The 21,112-nt window shown below is 72.8% G+C and carries 21 protein-coding genes; 11 read left to right on the top strand and 10 right to left on the bottom strand.

Features of this window, described 5'->3' with window-relative positions; genetic code table 11:
- Nucleotides 1–174: 174 nt before the first annotated feature.
- The 5 genes from ACGBYP_RS21100 to ACGBYP_RS21080 form a co-directional block, all read right to left on the bottom strand.
- Nucleotides 175–1,845, bottom strand: coding sequence for a ParB/RepB/Spo0J family partition protein (locus ACGBYP_RS21100; protein ID WP_411587368.1), 1,671 nt, complete (start codon nt 1,843–1,845; stop codon nt 175–177).
- 109 nt (nt 1,846–1,954) lie between these two features.
- Complete coding sequence (locus ACGBYP_RS21095) at nt 1,955–2,476, bottom strand: hypothetical protein (protein ID WP_411587366.1); 522 nt, start codon at nt 2,474–2,476, stop codon at nt 1,955–1,957.
- A 391-nt stretch (nt 2,477–2,867) separates the two neighbouring features.
- A complete protein-coding gene (locus ACGBYP_RS21090; RefSeq protein ID WP_411587364.1) occupies nt 2,868–3,161 on the bottom strand; it encodes a hypothetical protein in 294 nt (97 codons plus the stop codon).
- 100 nt (nt 3,162–3,261) lie between these two features.
- Nucleotides 3,262–3,582, bottom strand: a complete 321-nt coding sequence (locus ACGBYP_RS21085; protein WP_411587363.1) for a hypothetical protein — start codon at nt 3,580–3,582, stop codon at nt 3,262–3,264.
- Between the two features lie 213 nt (nt 3,583–3,795).
- Entirely contained in the window at nt 3,796–4,341 is a 546-nt protein-coding gene (locus ACGBYP_RS21080) for a hypothetical protein (protein WP_411587361.1), read from the bottom strand.
- A gap of 472 nt (nt 4,342–4,813) precedes the next feature.
- Here ACGBYP_RS21080 and ACGBYP_RS21075 point away from each other — a divergent pair, with 472 nt between their 5' ends.
- The gene (locus tag ACGBYP_RS21075; RefSeq protein WP_411587359.1) at nt 4,814–5,584 is read left to right on the top strand and encodes a ParA family protein; all 771 of its coding nucleotides are present in this window, start codon (nt 4,814–4,816) and stop codon (nt 5,582–5,584) included.
- 495 nt (nt 5,585–6,079) lie between these two features.
- Here the strand turns inward: ACGBYP_RS21075 and ACGBYP_RS21070 are convergent, their stop codons facing one another.
- The 5 genes from ACGBYP_RS21070 to ACGBYP_RS21050 all read right to left on the bottom strand — a co-directional run bounded on the left by ACGBYP_RS21070 (nt 6,080) and on the right by ACGBYP_RS21050 (nt 10,745).
- Nucleotides 6,080–6,439 carry a hypothetical protein gene (locus ACGBYP_RS21070; RefSeq protein WP_411587358.1) on the bottom strand — a complete coding sequence of 120 codons (360 nt, stop codon included), beginning with the start codon at nt 6,437–6,439 and terminating at the stop codon, nt 6,080–6,082.
- Between the two features lie 1,477 nt (nt 6,440–7,916).
- Complete coding sequence (locus tag ACGBYP_RS21065) at nt 7,917–8,537, bottom strand: hypothetical protein (RefSeq protein ID WP_411587357.1); 621 nt, start codon at nt 8,535–8,537, stop codon at nt 7,917–7,919.
- Entirely contained in the window at nt 8,534–9,640 is a 1,107-nt protein-coding gene (locus ACGBYP_RS21060) for an MAB_1171c family putative transporter (protein ID WP_411587355.1), read from the bottom strand. Before ACGBYP_RS21060 ends, ACGBYP_RS21065 begins: the two co-directional genes overlap by 4 nt.
- The gene (locus ACGBYP_RS21055) at nt 9,637–10,146 is read right to left on the bottom strand and encodes an ImmA/IrrE family metallo-endopeptidase (protein ID WP_411587354.1); all 510 of its coding nucleotides are present in this window, start codon (nt 10,144–10,146) and stop codon (nt 9,637–9,639) included. The genes ACGBYP_RS21060 and ACGBYP_RS21055 overlap by 4 nt, the downstream gene beginning before the upstream one ends.
- Nucleotides 10,147–10,268: 122 nt before the next feature.
- Nucleotides 10,269–10,745 (bottom strand): helix-turn-helix domain-containing protein, encoded by a 477-nt coding sequence (locus ACGBYP_RS21050; RefSeq protein ID WP_411587352.1) that lies wholly within the window; start codon nt 10,743–10,745, stop codon nt 10,269–10,271.
- 282 nt (nt 10,746–11,027) lie between these two features.
- Here ACGBYP_RS21050 and ACGBYP_RS21045 point away from each other — a divergent pair, with 282 nt between their 5' ends.
- The 10 genes from ACGBYP_RS21045 (at nt 11,028) to ACGBYP_RS21000 (ending at nt 21,085) form a co-directional block, all read left to right on the top strand.
- On the top strand, nt 11,028–11,393 hold the full coding sequence (locus ACGBYP_RS21045) for a hypothetical protein (RefSeq protein WP_411587350.1): 366 nt from the start codon (nt 11,028–11,030) through the stop codon (nt 11,391–11,393).
- The gene (locus ACGBYP_RS21040; protein ID WP_411587347.1) at nt 11,390–12,442 is read left to right on the top strand and encodes a M23 family metallopeptidase; all 1,053 of its coding nucleotides are present in this window, start codon (nt 11,390–11,392) and stop codon (nt 12,440–12,442) included. Before ACGBYP_RS21045 ends, ACGBYP_RS21040 begins: the two co-directional genes overlap by 4 nt.
- Nucleotides 12,443–12,468: 26 nt before the next feature.
- A complete protein-coding gene (locus tag ACGBYP_RS21035; protein WP_411587344.1) occupies nt 12,469–13,095 on the top strand; it encodes a DUF6668 family protein in 627 nt (208 codons plus the stop codon).
- Nucleotides 13,092–13,379, top strand: coding sequence for a hypothetical protein (locus ACGBYP_RS21030; RefSeq protein WP_211661834.1), 288 nt, complete (start codon nt 13,092–13,094; stop codon nt 13,377–13,379). Before ACGBYP_RS21035 ends, ACGBYP_RS21030 begins: the two co-directional genes overlap by 4 nt.
- A 44-nt stretch (nt 13,380–13,423) precedes the next feature.
- Nucleotides 13,424–14,155: a hypothetical protein gene (locus ACGBYP_RS21025; RefSeq protein ID WP_411587342.1), complete on the top strand. Its 732-nt coding sequence runs from the start codon at nt 13,424–13,426 to the stop codon at nt 14,153–14,155.
- Entirely contained in the window at nt 14,155–15,537 is a 1,383-nt protein-coding gene (locus ACGBYP_RS21020) for a hypothetical protein (RefSeq protein ID WP_411587341.1), read from the top strand. The genes ACGBYP_RS21025 and ACGBYP_RS21020 overlap by 1 nt, the downstream gene beginning before the upstream one ends.
- Complete coding sequence (locus ACGBYP_RS21015) at nt 15,524–17,035, top strand: SCO6880 family protein (protein ID WP_411587339.1); 1,512 nt, start codon at nt 15,524–15,526, stop codon at nt 17,033–17,035. The genes ACGBYP_RS21020 and ACGBYP_RS21015 overlap by 14 nt, the downstream gene beginning before the upstream one ends.
- A gap of 74 nt (nt 17,036–17,109) precedes the next feature.
- The gene (locus ACGBYP_RS21010; RefSeq protein WP_411587336.1) at nt 17,110–18,603 is read left to right on the top strand and encodes a hypothetical protein; all 1,494 of its coding nucleotides are present in this window, start codon (nt 17,110–17,112) and stop codon (nt 18,601–18,603) included.
- A complete protein-coding gene (locus tag ACGBYP_RS21005; protein ID WP_411587335.1) occupies nt 18,600–20,393 on the top strand; it encodes a type IV secretory system conjugative DNA transfer family protein in 1,794 nt (597 codons plus the stop codon). Before ACGBYP_RS21010 ends, ACGBYP_RS21005 begins: the two co-directional genes overlap by 4 nt.
- Complete coding sequence (locus ACGBYP_RS21000; RefSeq protein ID WP_411587333.1) at nt 20,390–21,085, top strand: DUF4913 domain-containing protein; 696 nt, start codon at nt 20,390–20,392, stop codon at nt 21,083–21,085. Before ACGBYP_RS21005 ends, ACGBYP_RS21000 begins: the two co-directional genes overlap by 4 nt.
- Nucleotides 21,086–21,112: the final 27 nt, after the last annotated feature.

Here is a 21,112-nt window from a genome sequence, read left to right as displayed (position 1 = left end):
TGACTGCTCGGTGGCGTGGCCGGCGAGCGCGTCGGGCCGCCAGGCTCGCCGGCAGCTTGCTGACGGGTGTCCCGACGCGCCAGCGGCGGGACGTGCGCGCACCCCCCCCATGGGAGGCCCGGCACCCGACCGGTGGTGCTGGTGGTCGGGTGCCGGGACGGCTGGGCGGGGCGGTCAGTCGGCGGTGGCGAGGGGTTCTTGACCGCAGGCGCGCCGCTCGACGTCGGCCAGGGCGTACCCGAGGCCCTGCAGGTGGGTCAGGTACCGGCCGGTGGACGGGCGCAGGGACCGCCAGTCGTTGCGATCGGTGCGGGCCTCGTAGGCGGCCAGCACCTGGACGAGGGCCAGCAGCAGCGCCCGGGCGTCGGTGGCCTTCTCCACCAGCGCGGCCACCTCGCCCGACCGGCCGTAGCCGGTGGAGCCGACGCCGAGGAGGTCGGCGGCGAGGTGGTTGCCTCCGACGTCGGCCAGCAGGTCGGCGTCCCGGGCGAGCGCGGCGGCCAGGAAGCTCGCGGTGCCCTTGGGGGCGGTCTTGCGGGTGGCCAGTCCGCGCAGCCAGTCTCGCCGCACCGTCTCAGCACTCATCCAGGCCTTGTTGGACTCCACGACGTCGCGGCGCTCGGCCCGGGCTGCTTCGCGCTGCTCGTCGGTCATCTCCGCGACCGGGATGCGCTCGGTTCCCCGGCTGCTGCTGGTGGCCCAGCTGTCGCGGTGGCCGTGGGCCGCCGGGTCGGTGCACACGAACACCGGCACCGGGCGCGCCGCCCAGGTCCGTTCCCCGGCCGCCGGCTCGCCGTCGGCCTCGTCCTCGTAGTCGTCCTGGTCCTCGCTCTCGTCGGCCTGGTCGTCGTCGGTGGCGGGCTGGCCCTCGGCGTCGACCCAGCCGTACCGGTCGGCGATGTGCGCGGCGTGGCCGGGGCACTGGACGTGCCCGTCCTCGGTCAGCCGCTCGCCGTCGGCGTCGGTGAGGCGGTGCAGCGGCAGCGCCGGGTCGCCGGCGGCGGGGGTATCGATGACCCGCACGCCGGCCTTCCGCACCTGCTCGGCGACGCCTGCGCGGTGGGCGGCGGCGGTGCGCTCGTCGCGGAGCCGCTGGGCGACGTGATCAAACCGCCCGTCCCGTGCACCGATCACGAGGGCCTTCACGGCCTCGGGGTCGGCGTCGAACTCGGCCACCGTCGCGGCCTGCGCGAGGTCCAGGAAGTCGTAGCGGGCGGTGGCCGCTCGGGCCAGCTCGGAGGCGTTGACGGCGAGAGCCGCGGTGACCTCGGCCTTGCTGGCGCGGGTGCGGCGCGCGATCTGGGTGGGGGTGACCCCGAAGGCGGACAGCTGGCCGATGACGTCGGCCCGCTCGGCGTTGGTGAGGCCGGTGCGGTGCTCGTTCTCGGCCCACTGGGTGACCAGCCGTTCCACGGTGGCGGCGTCGTCGCTGCGCTCGTCGGCCAGGACGTAGACGGGGACGCTGGCCCGGCCGACCTGGACGGCGGCCAGGGTGCGGCGGTGCCCGTACCGGACGCGCAGCGCGCCCTCGGCGGTGCGGACGGCACCGATGGGCACGAGCACGCCGTGGGTGGTGATGCTGGCGCAGAAGTCGGCGTCCAGGCGGGCGTCGTGGCGCACGTTGACGTCGACCAGCAGGGTGGTCGGGTCGACGTCGAGGTACTGGTGCGGCTGCGCGGGGGCCTGCCCGGTCCCGGCGCTCGCGCTGAGCTGCTGGACCGTGTTCGCGTGCTCGGTGCTGACCTCGGCCGTCTCGGCACCCTGTGCGATTTCGGCTCCGGTGGCGGTGGTCGGCTCGGTGGTGGTGATCGGGTCGGTGGTGGTCGGCTCGGTGGTGGTGGTCATGGCTGGTTCTCCTGACTGAGGTTGTGCGAGGGTGGTGGGGACGGCGCCCCCCGCTGTGGGGATGCGGGGGGCGCCTTCTCGTTGCCTGCTGCTGGCGACCGCGCGGCGGTCAGTGGGTGGGGACCTGGCCTGCGGTCGCGTCCAGCGCGAGGGCCAGCGCGGGCGGGGCGTCGACGGCGACGATCAGGAGGTCGGTCCCCCGGTCGACGGCGTAGACCCGGACCGGGAACCCGTCCTGCATGGCCTCGATGCCGTAGAGGCCGTAGAGGCCGTGCGACCGCTCGGCGTCGTCGCGGACGTCCACGGCGGCGTTCCACGCGATCCGGGAGACCCGGTAGAGGCCGGTCTCGGCGACCAGGACCTTGATGCCCTCCCCTGGGCTGAACGGCAGGCTCACCGAACCGCTGGCGGGCATGGTCTGCCACTCCAGCGAGTCGATCGCGGCGGCGACGACGTCGGAGCCGGTGGCGTAGTTGTGGCCCTCGCGGGTGGCCCGCTCACGGTCGTAGAGCTGCTGCCCGGTCTCGGTCCACGCCCGGATCAGCCCGGCCGTCTCGTGAGCACTGGGGGCGCTTGCGGTGGTGTCGGCGGTCGTCTCGCTGGTCGCGGTGCTGTCGTTGGTGCTGGTCATCGCGTGTTCTCCCTGGGTGGCTACGGAGCCGGAGCGGGAGGACGCGGGGTGAGTGGGTGCGGTGTTCCTCAACCATCCCCCCGGCCCGTCCGGCAAAGAGCTCTGCTCAGGGACCTGGAGCGGAGGAGCGGAGGACGCCGCGACCAAGATGCTTCGGTAGCGCAGCGCCCGAAGGGCCGAAGGATCTTGGTCGCGGTGGCCGTAGCGGGGCGCGGAAGGTCCCTACGCTGAGCTGCCGGACGGGCCGGGGGTGCCCTTTGGTGTCAGCCCGCCGCAGGCGGACCCATCGACGGCGCAGCCGGCGCCCCGCGCAGCGGGGCCCGCAGGGTGCTCTCCCCGCGTCGCTAACCGACAGACCAACACGCCTCGAACCGGCGGGCGCCCGGGTACCTCAGGTACCTGAGGTACCCGGGGTATCCAAGGTGTCGGGGGTTCGGTGGTAGATAGTGGTGCGGCTGCAGCCGGCGGCGCGGGCTACGTCGGGGATGGCCTCGCTGGTCACCGCGCGGCGGATGAGGGCGGCCCAGGCATCGGTGGCGGCCGCGTAGTCGGCGCGGGCAGCTGAGACGTCGCCGCCGTCGTAGGTGACGTCGGCCAGGTGGCGGCGGGCGGACCGGCGCACCGCGGCGGCGGCCTTGAGCTCGGCGAGGACCTCCTCACCGCCAACGGCCCGCTCCCCGTTCACGCAGGGCACGGTAGAGCCTCCGGCGGGCCAGTTGCATCGCGCAGGTGCTCCGCGGCGACCGCTGATTGGTGCCTGGTAAGCCGGCCCCATCGGGATCGGCTCACATGAGGCTGTCGTAGAGGTCGTGCGGGAACCTCACCGGCTTGACCGGAGGGATGCCGTCGAGGGGGACGAGGCCGGCGGTGAACGCACTCCGCTGGTTGCTGGCCACCTCCACGACGTGCGCGGTGACGTATTCCAGGGGGCCGGGCTGGTTCTCCCCGCCCATCAGATCCGACAGGTGGACCTGGTCCAGCGCGAGGACGGCGCAGGCGTAGCAGCAGTGCGCGCTGATGACGCTGTCGTCGTGCTCGCGGCGGATCTCGTGGGTGACCGGGATCTGGGTGATCTGGCCGGGACGGGCGTTGCGGGATGCACTCATGGATGCCAGCGTGGGCGCCCCGGTGCTCTTGCGGGGCGGCCACGCCGGTTCTGTGGACAACGGCTGAAAACGTGGACACCGGGCCGCTGCTGCCTCCGGTGAGCTGCTGGCATGCCGCGCTGCGGGGCGTCCGGGCTCGATGCCCGGTCGTCCCGCGCCGCCGCCGGAGGTCTGCGGGCGCCCGGCCTGGCTGACCGGGCGCCCGCTGGCGGGTCACCGCCGGGCCTGCTGGGCCTCCCACCGCTGGGCGTAGGTGTCGCGGGACTCGATCTCGTCCAGCGTGAGCGCGGGCCACAGCGCGGCGGCCAGGCGCGCGACGGTGTTGGTGACGTGCACCAGCCGGTGCAGGGCCTCCGGGTCGTGCAGGAACAGCTGGACCCCGCCGAATCCGACGATGACGTTGCCGTGCCCGTCGGTGTGGTCGTTGGCGGTCGTGCCCTTGCGGGGGGCGGGCTCCTGGTGACCCTGAAGCCGCACGACCAGGGACACCTCCTGCGTGTTGGTCACCAGGTGGCCGGGCAGACGGAAGGTCTGCCGTCCGCCGAAGGCCGTCCGGCCGAACTGCTCGGCCTCCTTGACGCTGGCGGCGAAGGCGTCCACGGCGGCCAGGTCGAGGAAGTAGATGAGCACCCCGCCGATGCGGGCCTGAATGTGCTCGGCGCTGTACTGCGCACGGTGGCCGGTCTCGACCTCGACGGGTCCGGCGAGGTGGATCGTGGCCTTCACAAACTGGTGGCCGTTGCTCTGGCTGCTGGTCATGGCTGACTCCCCTGCTTCCGCCAGACGACGGGAGGGGATGCGCTCGGGTCTCTGTCTGACCCATTCCCCCGGCCCGTCCGGCAAAGAGCTCTGCTCGGGGACCTGGAGCGGAGGAGCGGAGGTCTGGAGGGCTCACGATGCTTTGGCAGCGAAGCGCCCGCAGGGCCAAAGGATCATGCGCCCGGAGGGCCGCAGCGGGGCGCGGAAGGTCCCTACGCTGAGCTGCCGGACGGGTCGGGGGTGCAGTTTGGTGGCAGCCCGGCGGAGACGGTCCCTGACGCGGCGGAGCCGGCGCCGCGAAGCGGTCTGCGGTGGTATCTGAGATACCTCGGGTAACTCGCCGCAGCCGATCCGCTGACCTGCGCATTTACGACACGCCCATAGCCGGGTTACCCAAGTTGTCTCAGGTACCTGGGTAACCTCGGGTGTCAGGCGCCGGAATCGGCGCCGTCTCACTCTCGGAGGAGTGCCCGTGCGAACGACCGCGATCGTGAACAGCAAGGGCGGCACGACGAAGACCACGACGGCGGTCAACCTTGCGACTGCCGCAGCCCTCGCCGGGCACCGCGTGCTGCTCGTCGACTTGGACAAGCAGGGGTCGGCCACGCAGTGGCTCGATCACTCTCCCGACACCGACGCGCTGCTCGATGCCCTGCTGACCAACAGCTCGCTGGACGAGCTGGCCGTGCCGACCTCGGTGCCCGGTCTCGAGCTGGTGCCGGCGTCGGCGGCGCTCGGGCAGGTAGGCCGGCTGCAGACCGAGATCGGCCACCAGTTCTTCCTGCGCGACTCCCTCGCCAAGACGTCCCGGCGGGACTGGGTGTTCATCGACTCCCCGGGTGACCTGGGAGTGGCAACGATCATGGCGCTGACCGCGGCGACGGAGGTCCTGATCCCGGTGCCGGCCGGCTCGATGGAACTCGACGAGCTCCCGAAGGTCATAGAAACCGTGGAGACCGTCCGCGCTCGCCTCAACAGCGACCTGCGGGTTGCCGGGGTGCTGCTGACGAAGTTCAAGACTGTGGGGCGGCACGCACGGGTCCTGAGCCGCGACGTGGCTCAGGAACTGCGCCGCGAGCTGCCCGACTACGTGATGACGACCGTCGTACGGGAGGACGACCGGCACGGTGAGGCGCCTGCTTGGCGCAAGCCGATGGCTCAGTTCGATCCTGAGGGCCGCGGGGCCCAGGACTACGCCGCCGTGCTGGAGGAGCTGTTGGGTCGGGAGGCCGTCCGTGTCTGATCGTCAGCGAGGCCTGCCGCAGCGTTCGACGCGGGCGTTCTCGTCCGCCCTCGACAGCCTGGTCGACGCCGGTCCCGCGCCAGCGGTACGCGCCGTGCCACCCGTACGGCGTGAGTCGGGTACCTCGGACACCTTGGGTACCTCGGTTGTCTCAGGAACCTCGGTTACTACTGGTACCCGGGACACCTCGGGTACCAGCGTCCCTCCGGAAGCGACCGCCCCCTCGAAGCCGGCGGCTCGTCAGCACGTCAAGTTGCGGGGCGATCTGGCCGACCAGCTGCGCGACGCCGTGTGGTTCCTCGGGGCATCCACTAGGCCCCGAGTGCAGCTCGGTGAGCTGCTGGACGAGGCCGTAGGGGAGTGGCTGGAGCGGGTCAAGGCAGAGCACAACGGGGGAGCGGACTTCCCGCACAAGGGCCGCCTGCGCTGAACCGTGGTCCGGCGACGAGCCGGAGGGAGGGGGGCACGCGCTGATGCGTGCCCCCCTCCTGGCTGTCAGGACCACGACGACGCCTCGGCTGCCGCTGCGGCTCGACACAGCGGGCAGGCGAGGTGCCCGTGCAGCGGGTGCGGGACGTCGCCGGCGGGCTGGCCGTGGGCGCAGGGAGTGCCGATGCGCAGCTGGAGCTCGTGGCGGCGGCCGGCGGCCTCGGTGGCGGCCATGAACTCGTCGAGGGCGCCCGGGCGGTCGGCGGGGTCGACCCCGCTCAGCAGCTTGGCCAGGTAGGACGCGGGGTGGTCGAGCTTGGCCGGCACGACCTTCCAGCCGCGGATCGCTCGCGCCTCGTCGGCGGCCCGCTCGACGTCGCTGGCCTTCCAGCCCGCCAGAGCGAACGGGGTGAGCAGGGGGACCAACCGACTCAGGGGGACCCCTCGCAGCCAGCTGAGGCGCCGCTGGGTGCCTTCGGCGAGCCTCCTGGCGAGGGGATGACCCCGCCGCCTGCCTCGGGTGGTGACGTCTTCGGTTGGTGCAGGCCGCGGAGCGGCCTTCCTCGTTTCGGTAGTGGCTCGAAGATGAGTTCTACCTAGGTGAGGTCTCATGCTCTCCTTCGGAGAGCGGGGTGGGGTGTCACGCTCCACAACAGGGCCGTGGACCTGGGGATACGCCCGGCCGCGGTGCGGTCGGCGGGGACGGTCCCGGCGGCTGCATAGCGCGAATTCCGCGGCGAGCTTGCGGTGCGCGGACCCGCGGCGCCAGGCCGCCAGGCGTTCCTCACGGGTCAGGAAGGACCGCCCAGCGACGAGCTCGACGACGAAGCCCAGGTCCTTGAGCACCCGGCGGGCTCGCTGGACGGTGGACAGGGACACCTGGACGTCAGCGACCAGGCGGTCGTTGGTGGGTCGGCAGTCCCGGCCGGTGCCGAAGTCGGCGTAGGCGGCCATGCCGCGGGCGACGGCCACCGCGGTATCCGGCTCGACGTGATGAGCGCGGCAGACGTCTCGGCGAGCGCGGACGGTGGCCTGGACGTCGGCGACCCAGTCCTCAGCCGACCACCAGGCCGGCGTGCGACTGGTGGCGCCGGGAGCGCCGTGGATGCCGGCAGAGACTCGGCGGGTGGTGACGTGACGGGTGGGAGAGAGGGTGCGGGTCAGCACCGCAGCCCGGCAACGATGCCGGACTGTTGCGCGGTTCTCCAGCGTGGCACTGGCCCGTTTCCGGGCAGCGCTCTACTATCAGAGGGCAGCACAAAGCCTCCTGTTGGGTGACAGGGCGGGGAAGTGTCGCCGGGCCCGGTGTTGGCGCACCGATCCGGCATCTAGCGGTTAAGGGCGGTCCCGTCAGGGGCCGCCCTTTCCGCGTCTAGGCGGTCCTGCCGAGCGGCAGCACCTCCTGCTCGTGGGTGGCGGAGCGAGGCGGAGCCCATTCGGGCATTCCGTGCGCGTTCGCCAGGACCATCGCGACGTACTCGCTGATGGTCATGCCAGCCTCATCCGCCCGGGCGCGTACGACGTTCCCCAGGGGGCGGGCCGGCCTCGTGATGATGGAGTCACGGTCGCCCTTGCTGGGGCGGCCACCGCTGGGCTTCCGAGACATGGCGCCACCCAACCGCTTGGTGATTCAGATACACAACCCGACACGCGGCGTGTCGACATGTTTCTGAATCGGGCGAGGTATGAGCGGGCGCTTCGCACAGCACTGCGTCAGCCAGGTGCCTGAGGCAACCAATGCAGACACCTTGGGTAACTGAGATACCTGAGACTCTTCAGGTACTTCGGGTAACCGAGTATTCTGCTCAAGAAGTCGCTGTATCCGCAGCCCTAGGGCCCAGGATGAGGACTTCTGTCAGGGATAACGGGCGCCAACCACCGCCGGCCAGTTAGCGACCGGTTCCTACCGGAGGGGCGGGAACACGGCGGCAGCCACAGTGGCGCCGAGTAGGGCTCCGACCATGACTTGTGGCCAGGTGTGGGCGTCGAGGACGGTCCGGGACCAGGCGACGGCGGCCAGCAGGGGGAGGCCGAGCAGGGCCCAGGGGCCGAAGAGGATGACGAAGATGCCGAGCAGGCCGCCGGCGACGGCGGCGTGGATGGAGACCTTCCACCAGTGGGTGACGGCCAGGACGGCGGCGAGGCCGGCGAGCATGGCCAGCACGAGCGCAGTGAGTTCTTGGGGAGCGTCGACGGCGGCGAGCACGGCTGCGCAGACGGCAACCGACGCCAGCGCGATGAGCAGGGGAACGGCGCGCTTGGTGCGGTCGGCGACGTGGTGGTCACTCCACTTGCCGGCCTTGACGCCCTTGGCGATGTAGCCCATGGGGATGCCGGCGACGAAGAGGGCAGCAAAGCCGCCCCAGGCTGCTCCGGCGCCGCTGCCGGCGTTGCGGATGGCGACGACGAGCAGTCCGGTGACGGCGCAGACTGCCGGTCCGCTGATCTCGGTGATGACGCGGGCGATGGCCAGGCGCCGGCGGGCCGCTCGGGAGGTCGTGGTGGGTGGGGTGTCCACGCTCATGTGCGGGCCTCCTCGGGCAGTGCAGGGGGTCGGGCAGTCGCGGACCGGTAGGCGGCGGCGAGGGCCCGGAGCTGGTGGCGTTCCTCGGCCGGGCTGGCGGCTGCCGGCAGCATGTCGGCGGCCGGCGTGCCGGTGACGGCGGTCCAGGTGCCGCCGTTGCGGCTTGCCGCCAATGCGGCAGCGGTCGCCGCGATGCTCGCAGGCCCTTGCTGAGGGCTGGCCTGGACATGGGCGCGAGCCAGCGCTTCGGCAATCTCCAGCAGGTGCCGATCGTGGCGGAGCTCGGCGCGGGTGAGGGTGATCGGGACCGGGGTGGGGAGAGTGACCAGCGGGAAGGCCGCGGTCAGGTCGCGCCACAGCGGGCTGAGGCTGCGGATACCGGCCAGGGCGGTCAGCCACCGCCGGGCCGCGGTGATCGCGCGGGGGGCCAGGACCCCGATGGCCAGCGCGCACAGTCCCGTAGTCGCGGCCACCGATCCGGCTGCCTGGATCATCTCGGGTCCCTGGCCGGTGGTGGTCTCCAGCAGGACGTAGGTGATACGACTGGTGGGGTAGGCCAGGCAGACCGCCGAGGCCCAGCCGGTGATGGTCAGGCTCACGGTGCGCGCCCGGTCGCCGGGGGTGGTGGCGTAGCGGCGGCACAGCCGCACGTTGTCGACCAGGACGTAGATCAAGTAGCCGTTGAAGACCATCCGGTAGAGCGCAACCTCGGGCAGCGCCCCGTGGACGGCGTCCAGGTCCCCGGCGAGGCGCTCGTGGATGGGTGCCAGGGCGAAGGCGATGACCATCGCCAGCAGCACGCCGGCGGCCACGCTGAACCGGAGCCGCGTCTGCTCCCGGCGAGGAGCACTGGTCCGCAGGCTCAGCAGGAACAGCTGCGCGGCCAGGCCGGCGAGCACGATGACGCCGTGCTCGAGTAGGTCGGACACATACGGGCCGGTGGCATCGTCGATGGCCTGCTCGGCGGCCTTGATGCTGAACCCGGCCGCGACCGCGCCAGCGGCCAAGGCGTAGCTGCCGTTGATGAAGTTGGGCGCCTGGGCGAAGCTGCGCGCCCGGGCGGCGGTGGCGATCCAGAGCAGGACGATGGCTGCGTAGGTCACCGCAGCGCTTCGGTCAGCCGCCCCAGCTCCCCGCCCTCGGCCGGGCCGCGCTTGGTGTGCGCAGCGCGCAGGAGGCTGGTGCCGAACAGCTCGGCTGCGGCCTCTTCGGCCTCGGCGTAGCCAGTGCGGGCCATGGCCAGCACCTGCCGGGCGAGCTCGGGGCTCACCGAGGGCGCCAGCGCCTCGATAAGCCCGTCGAAGGCCTCGCTCAGCCGCGGGGTGTGGCCCAGCAGCAGGTGTCCCAGCTCGTGGCCGATGATCTGCTCTCGCCGCGCGGGGGAGGCCTCGGCGTCGTAGAAGACGTAGTCGGCCTGGTCCGTGGCCACCCACAGCCCGCTGGGGGCCTCCGGGGCGGTGGGGAAGGTCCAGGGGAGCAGGCGGATGGGCCGGGCCCGGTGGGCGCCCAGCGCTTCGGTGAGCTCCTCGATGTTCCACGGGACGGGCAGGTAGGCCTCGACCTCAGCGAGCGCATCGCGCACGTCCCGGCGCATCGTCGATCTGGTCATCCATCCCACCTCCCGGAGTCGTTCCGCTTTGCGAGGGTAGGCGCGCGCGCTGACCGGGGCCGCCGCTGAGCTGGCTTTACGCCCGGTCGGGTGCCGCGGAGCGCGAGCGGGTGTGTCGCCGCTTACTTGCCCGGGGAGGGATCCGGCGGGGGCGAGGTCGCCGCACCACCCTGCTCGAGCCGACGGATGTGCTCGATCATGTCCGCGACACCGGACAGGCTGGCCGGGGACAGCCCCTGGGCGCGCAGGGCGATGTTCTCCACGCCCGCAGTACGCAGGGCGACCAGGGTCTGCATGTCCGCATCGATCCGGGCGGCCAGGTCCTCGTCGAAGAAGTACTCCATCGGCATCTGGAAGAGCCGCGCGATCGCAGCCAGGTGTCGGGCGGAGGGGTTGTCCCGCTTACCGTTACGCAGCTGGCTGAGGTAGGCCGCCGACGTGGTGACCCCGGCCGCGGTGAGCGCGCTCGCAGCGCTCTCGTTGGTCCACAGCGCCGAGCCACCGGGGCGGGGGACGGTCGCGAAGAGCTTGTTGAGCTGGGCAGCCAGCCGCGGCATCCCACCCTCGCCCTGCTCCGCCAACGCCGCTCCTCGCTCCACCCACGTCTTCTTGCGCGCGAACTCTAGACAGCCAGCGATCACCGATCGCGCCTTGACGCGACCCGTAACTGCCGCATAGCTTTGCTACAGGCTTCGTAACTACAGCAAGGTGATCCGGGGGTGCGTGTGTGTCTGCCTCCACGCATTGCTGTAGTTATCGGGCTGACGGCCGGCCTGGTCTGTGGTTGCGGGAATGGTGCCGTCCCGGACGCCACCACCACAACCGCCACCACCCGCTCAGCCGCCACCCCGATGACAGTGGACGGCCCCAACGACGCCGCGATGAGCGCGCCCCCGGCACCGGTGTTGCCGACTCAGGACGCCACCTCGAGCGCCGCTGCGGTCGACCTCGCCCAACGCGCCATGACTGCCTTCGCCCGGCCCACGGTTGACCCGGACACGTGGTTGACCGAGCTGTCGCCGCTGCTGAGCCCCACCGCCCGTTCGGCCTTCGTCGGCACCGATCCCGACGAGGTGCCCGCGCACGCGGTGACCGGCCCTGGGCGGGCGGAGGACAGCCCGAGTGCCTTCCTGGCCTACGTCGTGGTCCCGACCGACGTGGGCGACTACCGGCTCCTGCTCTCCCGCGAGAGTGGCGACGCGGGCTGGCTGGTCGAAACGATCACAGCCCCGGACGGTGTCCGGTGAACCAGCGGTCCACGGTCACCCTCGCCCTGGCCGTGCTCGTGCCGGTCGGCCTCTTCTTCGTGCTCATCGGCACCGTGATGCTTAGCGGCGGCGGGCTGGCCGTCGCCTCGGCCTCGTGCCGGCCCAGCGGCGGCGGAGCCACAGTCGACCCCGGCGCACTACCGGCGGGCTCGGTCGCCGGGTACTCCGGTGAGCAGCTGGTCAACGCCGCCCTGATCATGAACGCCGGCGCAGCCCTCGGGCTGTCCGTCCGCGGCCAGACCATCGGCGTGATGACGGCGATGGGCGAGTCCACGCTGCGCGTCCTGGACCGCGGCGACCTGGCTGGCCCGGACTCTCGCGGGCTGTTCCAGCAGCGCGACAACGGCGCCTGGGGCTCCTACGCCGACCGCATGGACCCCACGATCAGCGCGACCAACTTCTTCCGCGCCCTCCAGCGGGTCAACGGCTGGGAAACCCTGTCGCCCACCGCGGCCGCTCATGCCGTGCAGCGCAACGCCGATCCGAACTACTACACCCGGTTCTGGGACCCCGCCGGGCAGGTCGTGGCGGCTCTGACCGGCGTGCCGGTGGAGACGCTGAATCCCGGCGGTGGCGCCCTGGCGTGCAGTCCCGACGGCGGCGCTGGCGCCCTCCCGGGCGTCCCGCTCCCGCCTGGCGCATGGACCAAGCCCGCGATCGGCCCGCTCACCTCCGTCTACGGGATGCGGTGGGGCCGACCCCACAACGGCATCGACATCGCCCCGCCGTGCAGCTCCCCGATCTACGCGGCCGCCAGCGGAACCGTCGTCCGGGCCGGCCCCTCCAGCGGCTACGGCAACTTGATCGCCGTCGACCACGGCGGGGACGTGGTCACCCGCTACGCCCACATGTACCCCGGCGACGTCCTCACCGCGGTCGGTCAAACCGTCGTCGCCGGCCAGCAGATCGGCCGGGTCGGCTCCTACGGCGACTCCACCGGCTGCCACCTCCACTTCGAGGTCCTCCGCGGCGGTGCCTTCACCGACCCCCTTCCCTTCCTGGCCTCGGTGGGCGTGAGCGTCCAGTGACCGGCCTCCCCCACGGAAAGGACCCCATGACCGCCTCAGCCACCGCGCCCCGCATCGGCGAGCTCGACCACGCCTCCGGCCCGGCCGCTCCGCAGCCCGGCATCACCGCTCCCGCGTACGGCCTGGACGTCGTCGACGTCCCGGCCGATGACCGGCTGTGGGTGCTCGGCGCCCACGGCGGCGCCGGGGAGACCACGCTGGCCGTCGCACTGTCGGGCACCGGCACCGACCGCCGGTGGCCTCGCGCCGACCAGCCGGCACGGGTGCTCCTGGTCGCGCGCACCCACCTGACAGGGCTGCGGGCCGCACAGCGCGCCGCTCAGCAGTGGGCTGCTGGAGCAACCCCGGACGTCGAGCTGGTCGGTCTGGCCCTGCTGCCCGATGCCCCCGGCCGTCTTCCCAAGGAACTGCGCGACGTCGCCCGCATCGTGGCCGGTGGCTTCCCCCGCTCCTGGTCCCTTCCGTGGGAGGAGGACCTGCGCCTCGCGGAGCCCAAGCTGCCCGGCGAGCTGCCGGTCATCGACGCCGCCGACGTCCCCCGCTCCCTCCGCCGCCTGGCCACCGATCTCGCCGGGCTCCTCCCGGCGCGCCCGCACCCGACCGACTCACCTCTCGACCGCTCCACCCACCCCCACCAGGAAGGCCAGTCATGAACCTCCTCGCAGCCGCCAACACCGCTGGCATGGACGTCCTCGCCGTCCTCGACCCCGGTGAGGGCGTCGCCCCTCCCGGCTCGGAAGGCCTGGTGACGATCGTCAACTGGGTCGCCTGGGTCGCCGTCGCCCTCTGCGTGGTCGGCGTGATCGTCGCCGGCATCGGCATGTTGTTCGCGGGTCGCCGCGGCGAGGGCGGTGAGCAGGCATCCAAGCTCGGATGGGTGCTCGCCGGCTCCATCGTCATCGGCGGCGCCTCCGCGCTCGTCGGCGCGGTCGTCTAGGCGCACCCCGCGCCACCTTCCCCGCGCTTCTCCTGGAGGACACCGTGACCGAGCCTGACAACACCACCAGCCCGTTCGCCCGCCGTGGCTTCATCGCGGCTGCCGTCGTCGTGGCACTGGTCGTCATCGCCGCTGTCGTCGTCGCCCTCACCGGCGGCGGCGACAGCGGTCCCACCCCTCAGGCCGGGGGACCGACCACCGCACCGGCCAACACGTCGGCGGCCAGCTCAGGGGAGTGCGACCAGCCCGAGGGTGACCAGCTGCCCCCGGCCGCAGCTCCGACCAACGACTGGGAGCTCGTCGGCGCGCTCGTCGCGCCGACTGACCCCGACAGTGCAGGACCCGGCAACGTCTCCGACGAGGGCCTGCGCTCCTGCTTCGCGCACGACCCGACCGGCGCCCTCTTCGCAGCCGTCAACTGGCTCGGCAGCACGACCGACCCCGACCTCGCGCCTCTGGCGCTGGAGGAGCTGACCGCTTCCGGTCCCGGCCGGGACACGCTGCAGGCCGCCTACGCCTCCGACCCCACCTCGGTCTTCGGCAACGACCCCGGCGGCTTCCAGGTCACCGGCTTCTCCTACCTGACCTACACCGGAGACGTAGCGATGATGAACCTGGCCATTGGCCTTGTCGGTGGAGGCCAGGCCAGCGTCCCGGTGACGCTGGAGTGGTCCGGGCAGGACTGGCTCGTCCAGGTGCCCGCTGACGGCAACTTCGGTGCGGGCATCGACGCCCTGCCGACCCTCGCCGGCTACGTCCCCTGGTCGGGCGCCTAATGGAGCCCGAAGAGGACTGCGGGTTCATCGACCCCGCCTGCGTTGCCGGCAACGCGCTGCGCGATGCCGTCAACGACGCGATCGACAACCTCGCCGAGAAGATCGTCGAGGCGATGGGCAAGGCGATCTCCTCTCTGGCGACGTTCTGGGTCAACGTCGACACCCCCGGCCTGACCGACGGGGGCGGCAACCCCAGCGCGCCGGTGGCCTTCGTGCAGGGCTCGCTCTCCTACTACGTGGCGGCCGCCGCGGTGGTCGCGGTGCTCATCGGCGGGGCGCGCATGGCCTACGAGCGGCGCGCGGAGCCCGGCCGGGACCTGCTGCGGGCGATGATGACCCTGGTCCTGGTGTCCGGAGCCTCGCTGACTGGCATCGGGCTGGCGGTGACCGCGGCCGACGGGTTCGCCGCCTGGATCATCGGCCGGTCGACCGATGACTTCGGTGCCGGGCTGAACCGCATGATCACCCTCGGCAGCGCGGCCGGGCCCAACGGCGCAGGCGCGGTGTCGGCGATCCTGCTCATCGTCTTGGGGCTGGGAGGCCTGTTCGCCTCCCTGGTGCAGATCGTCCTGCTGATTGTTCGGGGCGGCTTCCTCATCGTGCTGGCCGGCGTCCTGCCGCTGTCGGCGTCCTTCACCAACACCGAGACCGGGCGGGCCTGGTTCCAGCGGGCGCTCGCGTGGGTGGTGGCGTTCATCCTCTACAAGCCCACCGCGGCGATCATCTACGCGACCGCGTTCCAGCTGATCGGCACCACCGGCGATGACCCGGTCACCTCGGCCCTCACCGGCGTCACGCTCATGATCATGAGCCTGGTGGCTCTCCCGGCGCTGCTGAAGTTCGTTGCACCGATGGTCGGTGCGGCCACCAGCGGCGGTGGCGGCGGCGGTGGCGCTGCCCTGGCCGCGTCGGTGGCCAGCGGCGCGGTGTCCGCGCGGATGGTCAAGGGCGGCAGCTCGACCGGGGCCGGTGGCGGATCGGGCAGGCCCGGCCCCCCGGGCTCGACTCCCCCTGGCGGACCCACGGGGACAACCGGCGGTCCGTCCCCGTCCGGGTCCGGCGGAACACCCCCCGGCGGCCCGGGACCCGCGGGCGGCCCCGGCAGCGGCCCATCAGGTCCCGGCGGGAGCACCGGCGCGACCGGGCCCGGCGGTGGGCCGGGGGCACCCGGCGGGGCCGGCGTGGGTGGTCCCAGCGGAGGCGCCGCGACGTCGGGGGCCGGCGGTAGCGCCGGAACCTCCGGTGGCGCGGCAGCCGGTGGGGCGGCCGGTGGCGCTGCAGGCGCCGGGGTCGCCCTGGCGCAGCGCGGCGTAGGCGCCGCTCGAGGCGCAGCAGACAGTGCATCCAACGACGACAACGGGGGCCCCAGTGGCAGTCGCTAACCAGGCCGGACCTGCGGCCCGCACCTACGGCAACTGGCGTCGGCCGACCTCGCCGGGCCTGTGGCAGCTCGGTGCCCTCGGCACCGGCCTGCTGCTGTTCTTCATGATCACCGAGATCCTGCTCATGGCCACCGCTGGGCTTGTGCCCGCGCTGGTCGGCGCACTGATCGGTGGGGTCGCGTTCCTGGTGCTGACGGTCAAGGACCGGCACCGCCGGTCCATCGCGCAGCGGGTGACCGCGCGGGTGGCGTTCCGCCGGCACCGCAAGCGCGGGCACAACCTCTACCGCTCCGGGCCGCTGGGTCAGCTGCCGTGGGGCAGCTTCCAGATGCCCGGGCTCGCCGCGCCCTCGCGGCTGAGCGAGTGGACGGACTCCTACGGCCGGAAGTTCGCCCTCGTCCACGTGCCCAGCACCGGTGACTACACGGTGGTGTTCTCCACCGAGCCCGACGGCGCCTCACTGGTCGACGCCGAGCAGGTGGACTCCTGGGTGGCCAACTGGGGCGCGTGGCTGGCAAACCTGGCCAACGAGCCTGGCGCGATCGCGGCCGCGGTGACGGTGGAGACCGCCCCGGACACCGGGACCCGGCTGCGCCGGGAGGTCGAGGCCCACGTCGACCCCGACGCGCCCTTGGTGGCCCAGGCGATGCTGCGGGAGGTCGTCGACAGCTACCCCGAGGGGTCCGCGACCGTGAAGGCCTGGGTGTCGGTGACCTTCTCCGCCGCCGTCCGCGCCGGGGCGCGCAAGCGCACCCCGGAGGAGATGGGCCGCGACCTGGCCTCTCGGCTGCCGGCCCTGTCGCAGTCGCTGCACGCCACCGGCGCCGGTGGTGCCCGCCCGGTGACCGCGGCCGAGCTGTGCGAGGTCGTGCGGGTGGCCTACGACCCGACCGCCGCACGCCTGCTGGACGCCGCCCGCGCCGCGGGTGAGGCACCGGCGCTGTCCTGGGACCAGGTCGGGCCGGCCGCGGCGGAAGAGCACTACGACCACTACCGGCACGACTCCGCGGTGTCGGTCACCTGGGCCATGTCCTCGGCCCCGCGCGGGGAGGTCTACTCCTCGGTACTGCGGGACCTGCTGGCCCCGCACCGCGACGTCGACCGCAAGCGGGTCACGCTGCTCTACCGACCCCTGTCGGCGGCGCGCGCCGCGCACATCGTCGAGCAGGACCGCCGCGCAGCTGACTTCCGGGCCACCGCCAGTGCCCGGCCGTCGGCGCGCGCGCAGATCGACCAGCGCGCCGCCCACCAGGCCGCCGAGGAGGAGGCCCGGGGTGCAGGGCTGGTCAACTTCGGACTGGTCGTCACCGCCACGGTGACCAGCTCCGACCGCCTGCCCGACGCCCGTGCGGCGATCGACAACCTCTCCGCGGCCGCCCGCGTGCTGCTGCGTCCGGTTTACGGGTCGCAGGGATCGGCGTTCGCCGCCGCGTTGCCCATCGGCCTCGTGCTGCCCCGGCACCTGCGGGTGCCGGCCGAGATCCGGGAGTCACTGTGATCGGCCGCCCCAAGTCCAAGAGCACCGCCCCGGCCGCTCCGCGACCGGGCCCTCGACCAGGTCCTCGCGGCTGGGTGGGCCGCGGCCGCGGACCGGCCGGCTACGTACAGGCCGCCGACGAGTGGCGCGGCACGACCGTGCAGGTGTGCGGGCTGTGGCCCTTCGCCGCCGGCACCGGCTCCCCGATGGTCGGTGTCCCCATCGGCCGGAACATGGTCAGCGGGTCCACGCTGTGCTGCGACCCCGTGTCCTGGTTCCAGCGGGGCAACCTGATCAGCCAGCCCTCCATGTTCGTCCTCGGCCGCCCGGGCCTGGGCAAGTCCACGATCGTGCGCCGCATGGCATTGGGACTGGCCGGCTACGGCGTGCAGCCGATGGTGCTGGGCGACCTGCGCCCGGACTACGTCGACCTCATCGAGGCCCTGGGCGGGCAGGTGCTCCGCCTGGGCCCCGGCCGTGGGTCGCTCAACGTCCTGGACTCCTCCGAGGCCAAGGCCGCCGCGAAGCGGCTCACCGGCGGCGCCCGCGGGGCGCTGCTGGCCGACGCGCACGAGGTGCGGGCGACGATGGTGTCCTCCCTGGTCACCATCCTCCGCAAGGCCCCGCCCACGGACCGGGAGGAGTCGATCCTGGACCGGGCGCTGGCCGTCCTCGACGAGCGCCATGACGCCCCCGGCATGGGCACCCCGGTGCTCGCGGACCTGCTGCAGGTCATCCGCGACGCCCCGGCCGACGTCCGGCAGGTGGCGATCGACCACGGCAGCGATGACCGCTACCGGGAGCTCACCGAGGCCCTGGAGGCCACGCTCGCCGGCATGACCCACGGCGGCCGCTTCGGAGGGATCTTCACCAAGCAGACCACCGCCCCGATGCGCCGGGACAAGCCCGTCGTCTTCGACGTGTCCAGCATCGACGACGGGCAGATGGACCTGCAGGCCGCGGCCCTGCTGGCGTCCTGGTCGACCGGGTTCGGCGCGATCAACGTCAGCAACCGCCTCGCCGACGCCGACCTCGAACCCCGCCGGCACTACTTCGTCGTCCTCGACGAGCTGTGGCGGGCGCTGCGCGCCGGCCGCGGCCTGGTCGACCGCGTGGACACCCTGACCCGGCTCAACCGCAAGTGGGGCGTCGGGCAGGCGATGATCAGCCACACGATGAGCGACTTGCTCGCCCTGCCCTCCTCCGAGGACCGGATGAAGGCCCGCGGGCTGGTCGAGCGCTCCGGCATGGTCGTCTGCGGCGGCCTCCCGGCCGCGGAGATGGAGATGCTGCGCTCTGCGGTGTCCGTGTCCCGGGCGGAGGAGGAGATGCTGACCTCCTGGACCGACCCGCCGGCGTGGGACCCCGACGGTGGCCACGAGGCCGACCCGCCCGGGCGGGGCAAGTTCCTGGTCAAGGTGGGCGGCCGCCCGGGCATCCCGGTGCAGGTCAAGCTGACCAGCGTCGAGGCCACCATGAACGACACCAACAAGCTGTGGCATCAGATCTCCCGCACCGGCAAGGTCTCCGACCTCCCGCCGGTCGACCAGGTGCTGGACGCCGTCGAGGCCGCTGAGGGTGTCTCGTGAGCTCCACCCAGCGGCGCCGGGGGGCTGGCGCGGACCTGGGTGGCTTCGCCGTCCTGGGTGTCATCGCCGCTGTCGCTCTGGGCGGCGGCGTCATGTGGGCCGGCCTGCACCTGGGCGCGATGCTGACCGGCGAGCAGCTGCAGCTGCCCACCAACAACCCCGTCGTGCTGCCGATCCACGTCATCAAGGGCGAGGTCGTGTTCTCCACCGCCGCCCTGGTGGCCACGGGAGCGCTGGTGCTCTTCCTCGTTCTGCTGGCGATAACGGTCACCGTGCTGGTGTTGCGGCGGCGCAAGCCCAACCGCGACGTCGACCGGGCCGCGCACCACATGGCCTCGGGCAAGGAGCTCGCCCGGCTCTCCCGCGCACACGTGACCCGGGAGGCCAAGCGGCTGGGCGTCCGCGGGTCGGTCGGGGTGTTCCTGGGGCACTCGGTCGCCGGTCGCCGGGAGCTGCTGGCCGACTACGAGTCCACCGAGGTCAACATCTGGGGCCCCCGCACCGGCAAGACGACCTCCCGCGCCGTGCCGGTGATCCTGGAGGCCACCGGCGCGGTCCTGGCCACCAGCAACCGCCGGGACCTCGCCGACGCCGTCCGCGACCCCCGCGAGGCGCTGGGGCGGGTGTGGGTCTTCGACCCGCAGCAGGTCGTCGGGGAGCCGGCGACCTGGTGGTGGAACCCGCTGTCCTACGTCACCTCCGGCCCGGCCGGACCCGAGGTCAAGGCCCAGCAGCTCGCCGGCATCTTCGCCGCCGCCGCGCTGCCTCCCGAGGCTCGGGAGGACGCCTACTTCGACCCCGAGGGCACTGAGTTGGTCGGCCACCTGCTGCACGCGGCCGCCGAGGCCAGGCTGCCGATCAGCCAGGTCTACCTGTGGGTGACCGAGCCCAGCAACGGCGAGCCGGCCCGCATCCTCGAGGACGCCGGCTACCCCCTGTCGGCGGCCGCCGTGCGCAGCGTCGTCAACGCCCCGCCCAAGCAGAGCCAGGGCGTCTACGGCGCGGCCAAGCGCCGGGTGTCCTTCCTGACCAACGTCGGCGCCCTGGACTGGATTACGGCCGGCTCCCGGGCCGGGCGGGAGGAGTTCGATCACGCGACGTTCGCCGACACCTCGGACACCCTGCTGCTGGTCTCCCGCGAGGGCCGCGGCTCGCTGGCCGCGTTGACCACCGCGCTCACCGCCGCGGTGTGCGAGGCAGCCGAGCACCGGGCCAGCCGGTCCCCGGGCGGTCGGCTCGCCAGCCCCATGACCGTCGTCCTGGACGAGGTCGCCAACGTCTGCCGCTGGCCGGACTTGCCCAACCTCTACAGCCACTTCGGCGGCCGCGGGATCTACCTGCTGGCGATCCTCCAGTCCTGGTCCCAGGGCGTGGAGGTGTGGGGGCCGCGCGGCATGGCCAAGCTGTGGTCCGCGGCCAGCGTCCGCATCTACGGCGGCGGCGCCTCCGAAGTGGACTTCCTCCGCGAGCTGTCGACCCTGGTGGGCCACTACCGGCCGCGGACGTCCTCGGCCACCACGGGCCGGTCGGGACGGTCGGTGAACCACTCGGAGACCAGCGAGGAGGTTCTCGACGTCTCCGACCTCGGCGCGCTGCGCCGTGGTCGGGTCATCGTCTTCCCCTCCGGCGTCCGACCGGTGCTGGTCGAGCCCCGTCCCTGGTACTCCACCGACTACGCCGACTCCGTGCGCGCCTCCATTCGCGCGCACGACCCGGCCGCTGAGGTCACTCTCGCCGAGCACGACGTCGCGCCCGCCGGTGCGATCGGCGCCCGGCTGGGGCGCCGGTGAGCGCGCCCGCGGCCGGCGACTGGCCCGATGACGAGCCGGTCGACCTGACCCTGGTCGACCCGGGCCCGGTCGACGACGCCCTGGTCGACGAGCGGATCGCGGCCGCGGTGCTCAAGGAAGCGGACGCCGCCGGCGCCGTGCTAGTCGCGGTCGCCCAGCTCAGCGATCTGCAGGAGTCCGGCGACGCCACTCCCAGCAAGATCGTCGCCGCAGAGCAGAAGCTGGCGTCCAAGGAGCGGCACCACCAGGCCGCCCGGGACGCCGTGGCGCGGGCGCGGCAGCGGGTGGCCGAGGAGGCTCACCGGGCCGATGCCCCCGCGGAGCCGGAGACCCCGGCGCTGCAGTTCACGACACTGCCGGCGTTCGTCGCGTTCTTCACCGAGCTGTACCGGCGCGACGTCTTCGACACCCCGGACCGGGTGTGGTGCCCCGAGTGGTGGCAGCACCCCGAGGCGCTGGCCCGGCTGGAGGCGATCTGGCGGTCCTACGAGGCGCTGCGTCACGAGCCCGGCACGGGCATGTCGGTGTGGCTCCTCGTCCACGTCGACCCGCACATGAGCCAGCTGCTCGCCCCCCACGGCCCCTTCCGCGGCTGCCACGCCAAGCGCGGCCACGCCACCAGCCCGCTGGCGCCGTTCCCCCTGGCTGAGCCGCCTGCGGACTGGTGGCCGGAGGAGCATTCCGGCCTGTGACGGAACGGTCCATGACGCCCACCGGGA

It is taken from the genome of Modestobacter sp. SSW1-42 (assembly GCF_046635825.1).
Taxonomy (GTDB): Bacteria; Actinomycetota; Actinomycetes; order Mycobacteriales; family Geodermatophilaceae; genus Modestobacter.
This window is presented reverse-complemented; position numbering and strand designations above follow the sequence as displayed.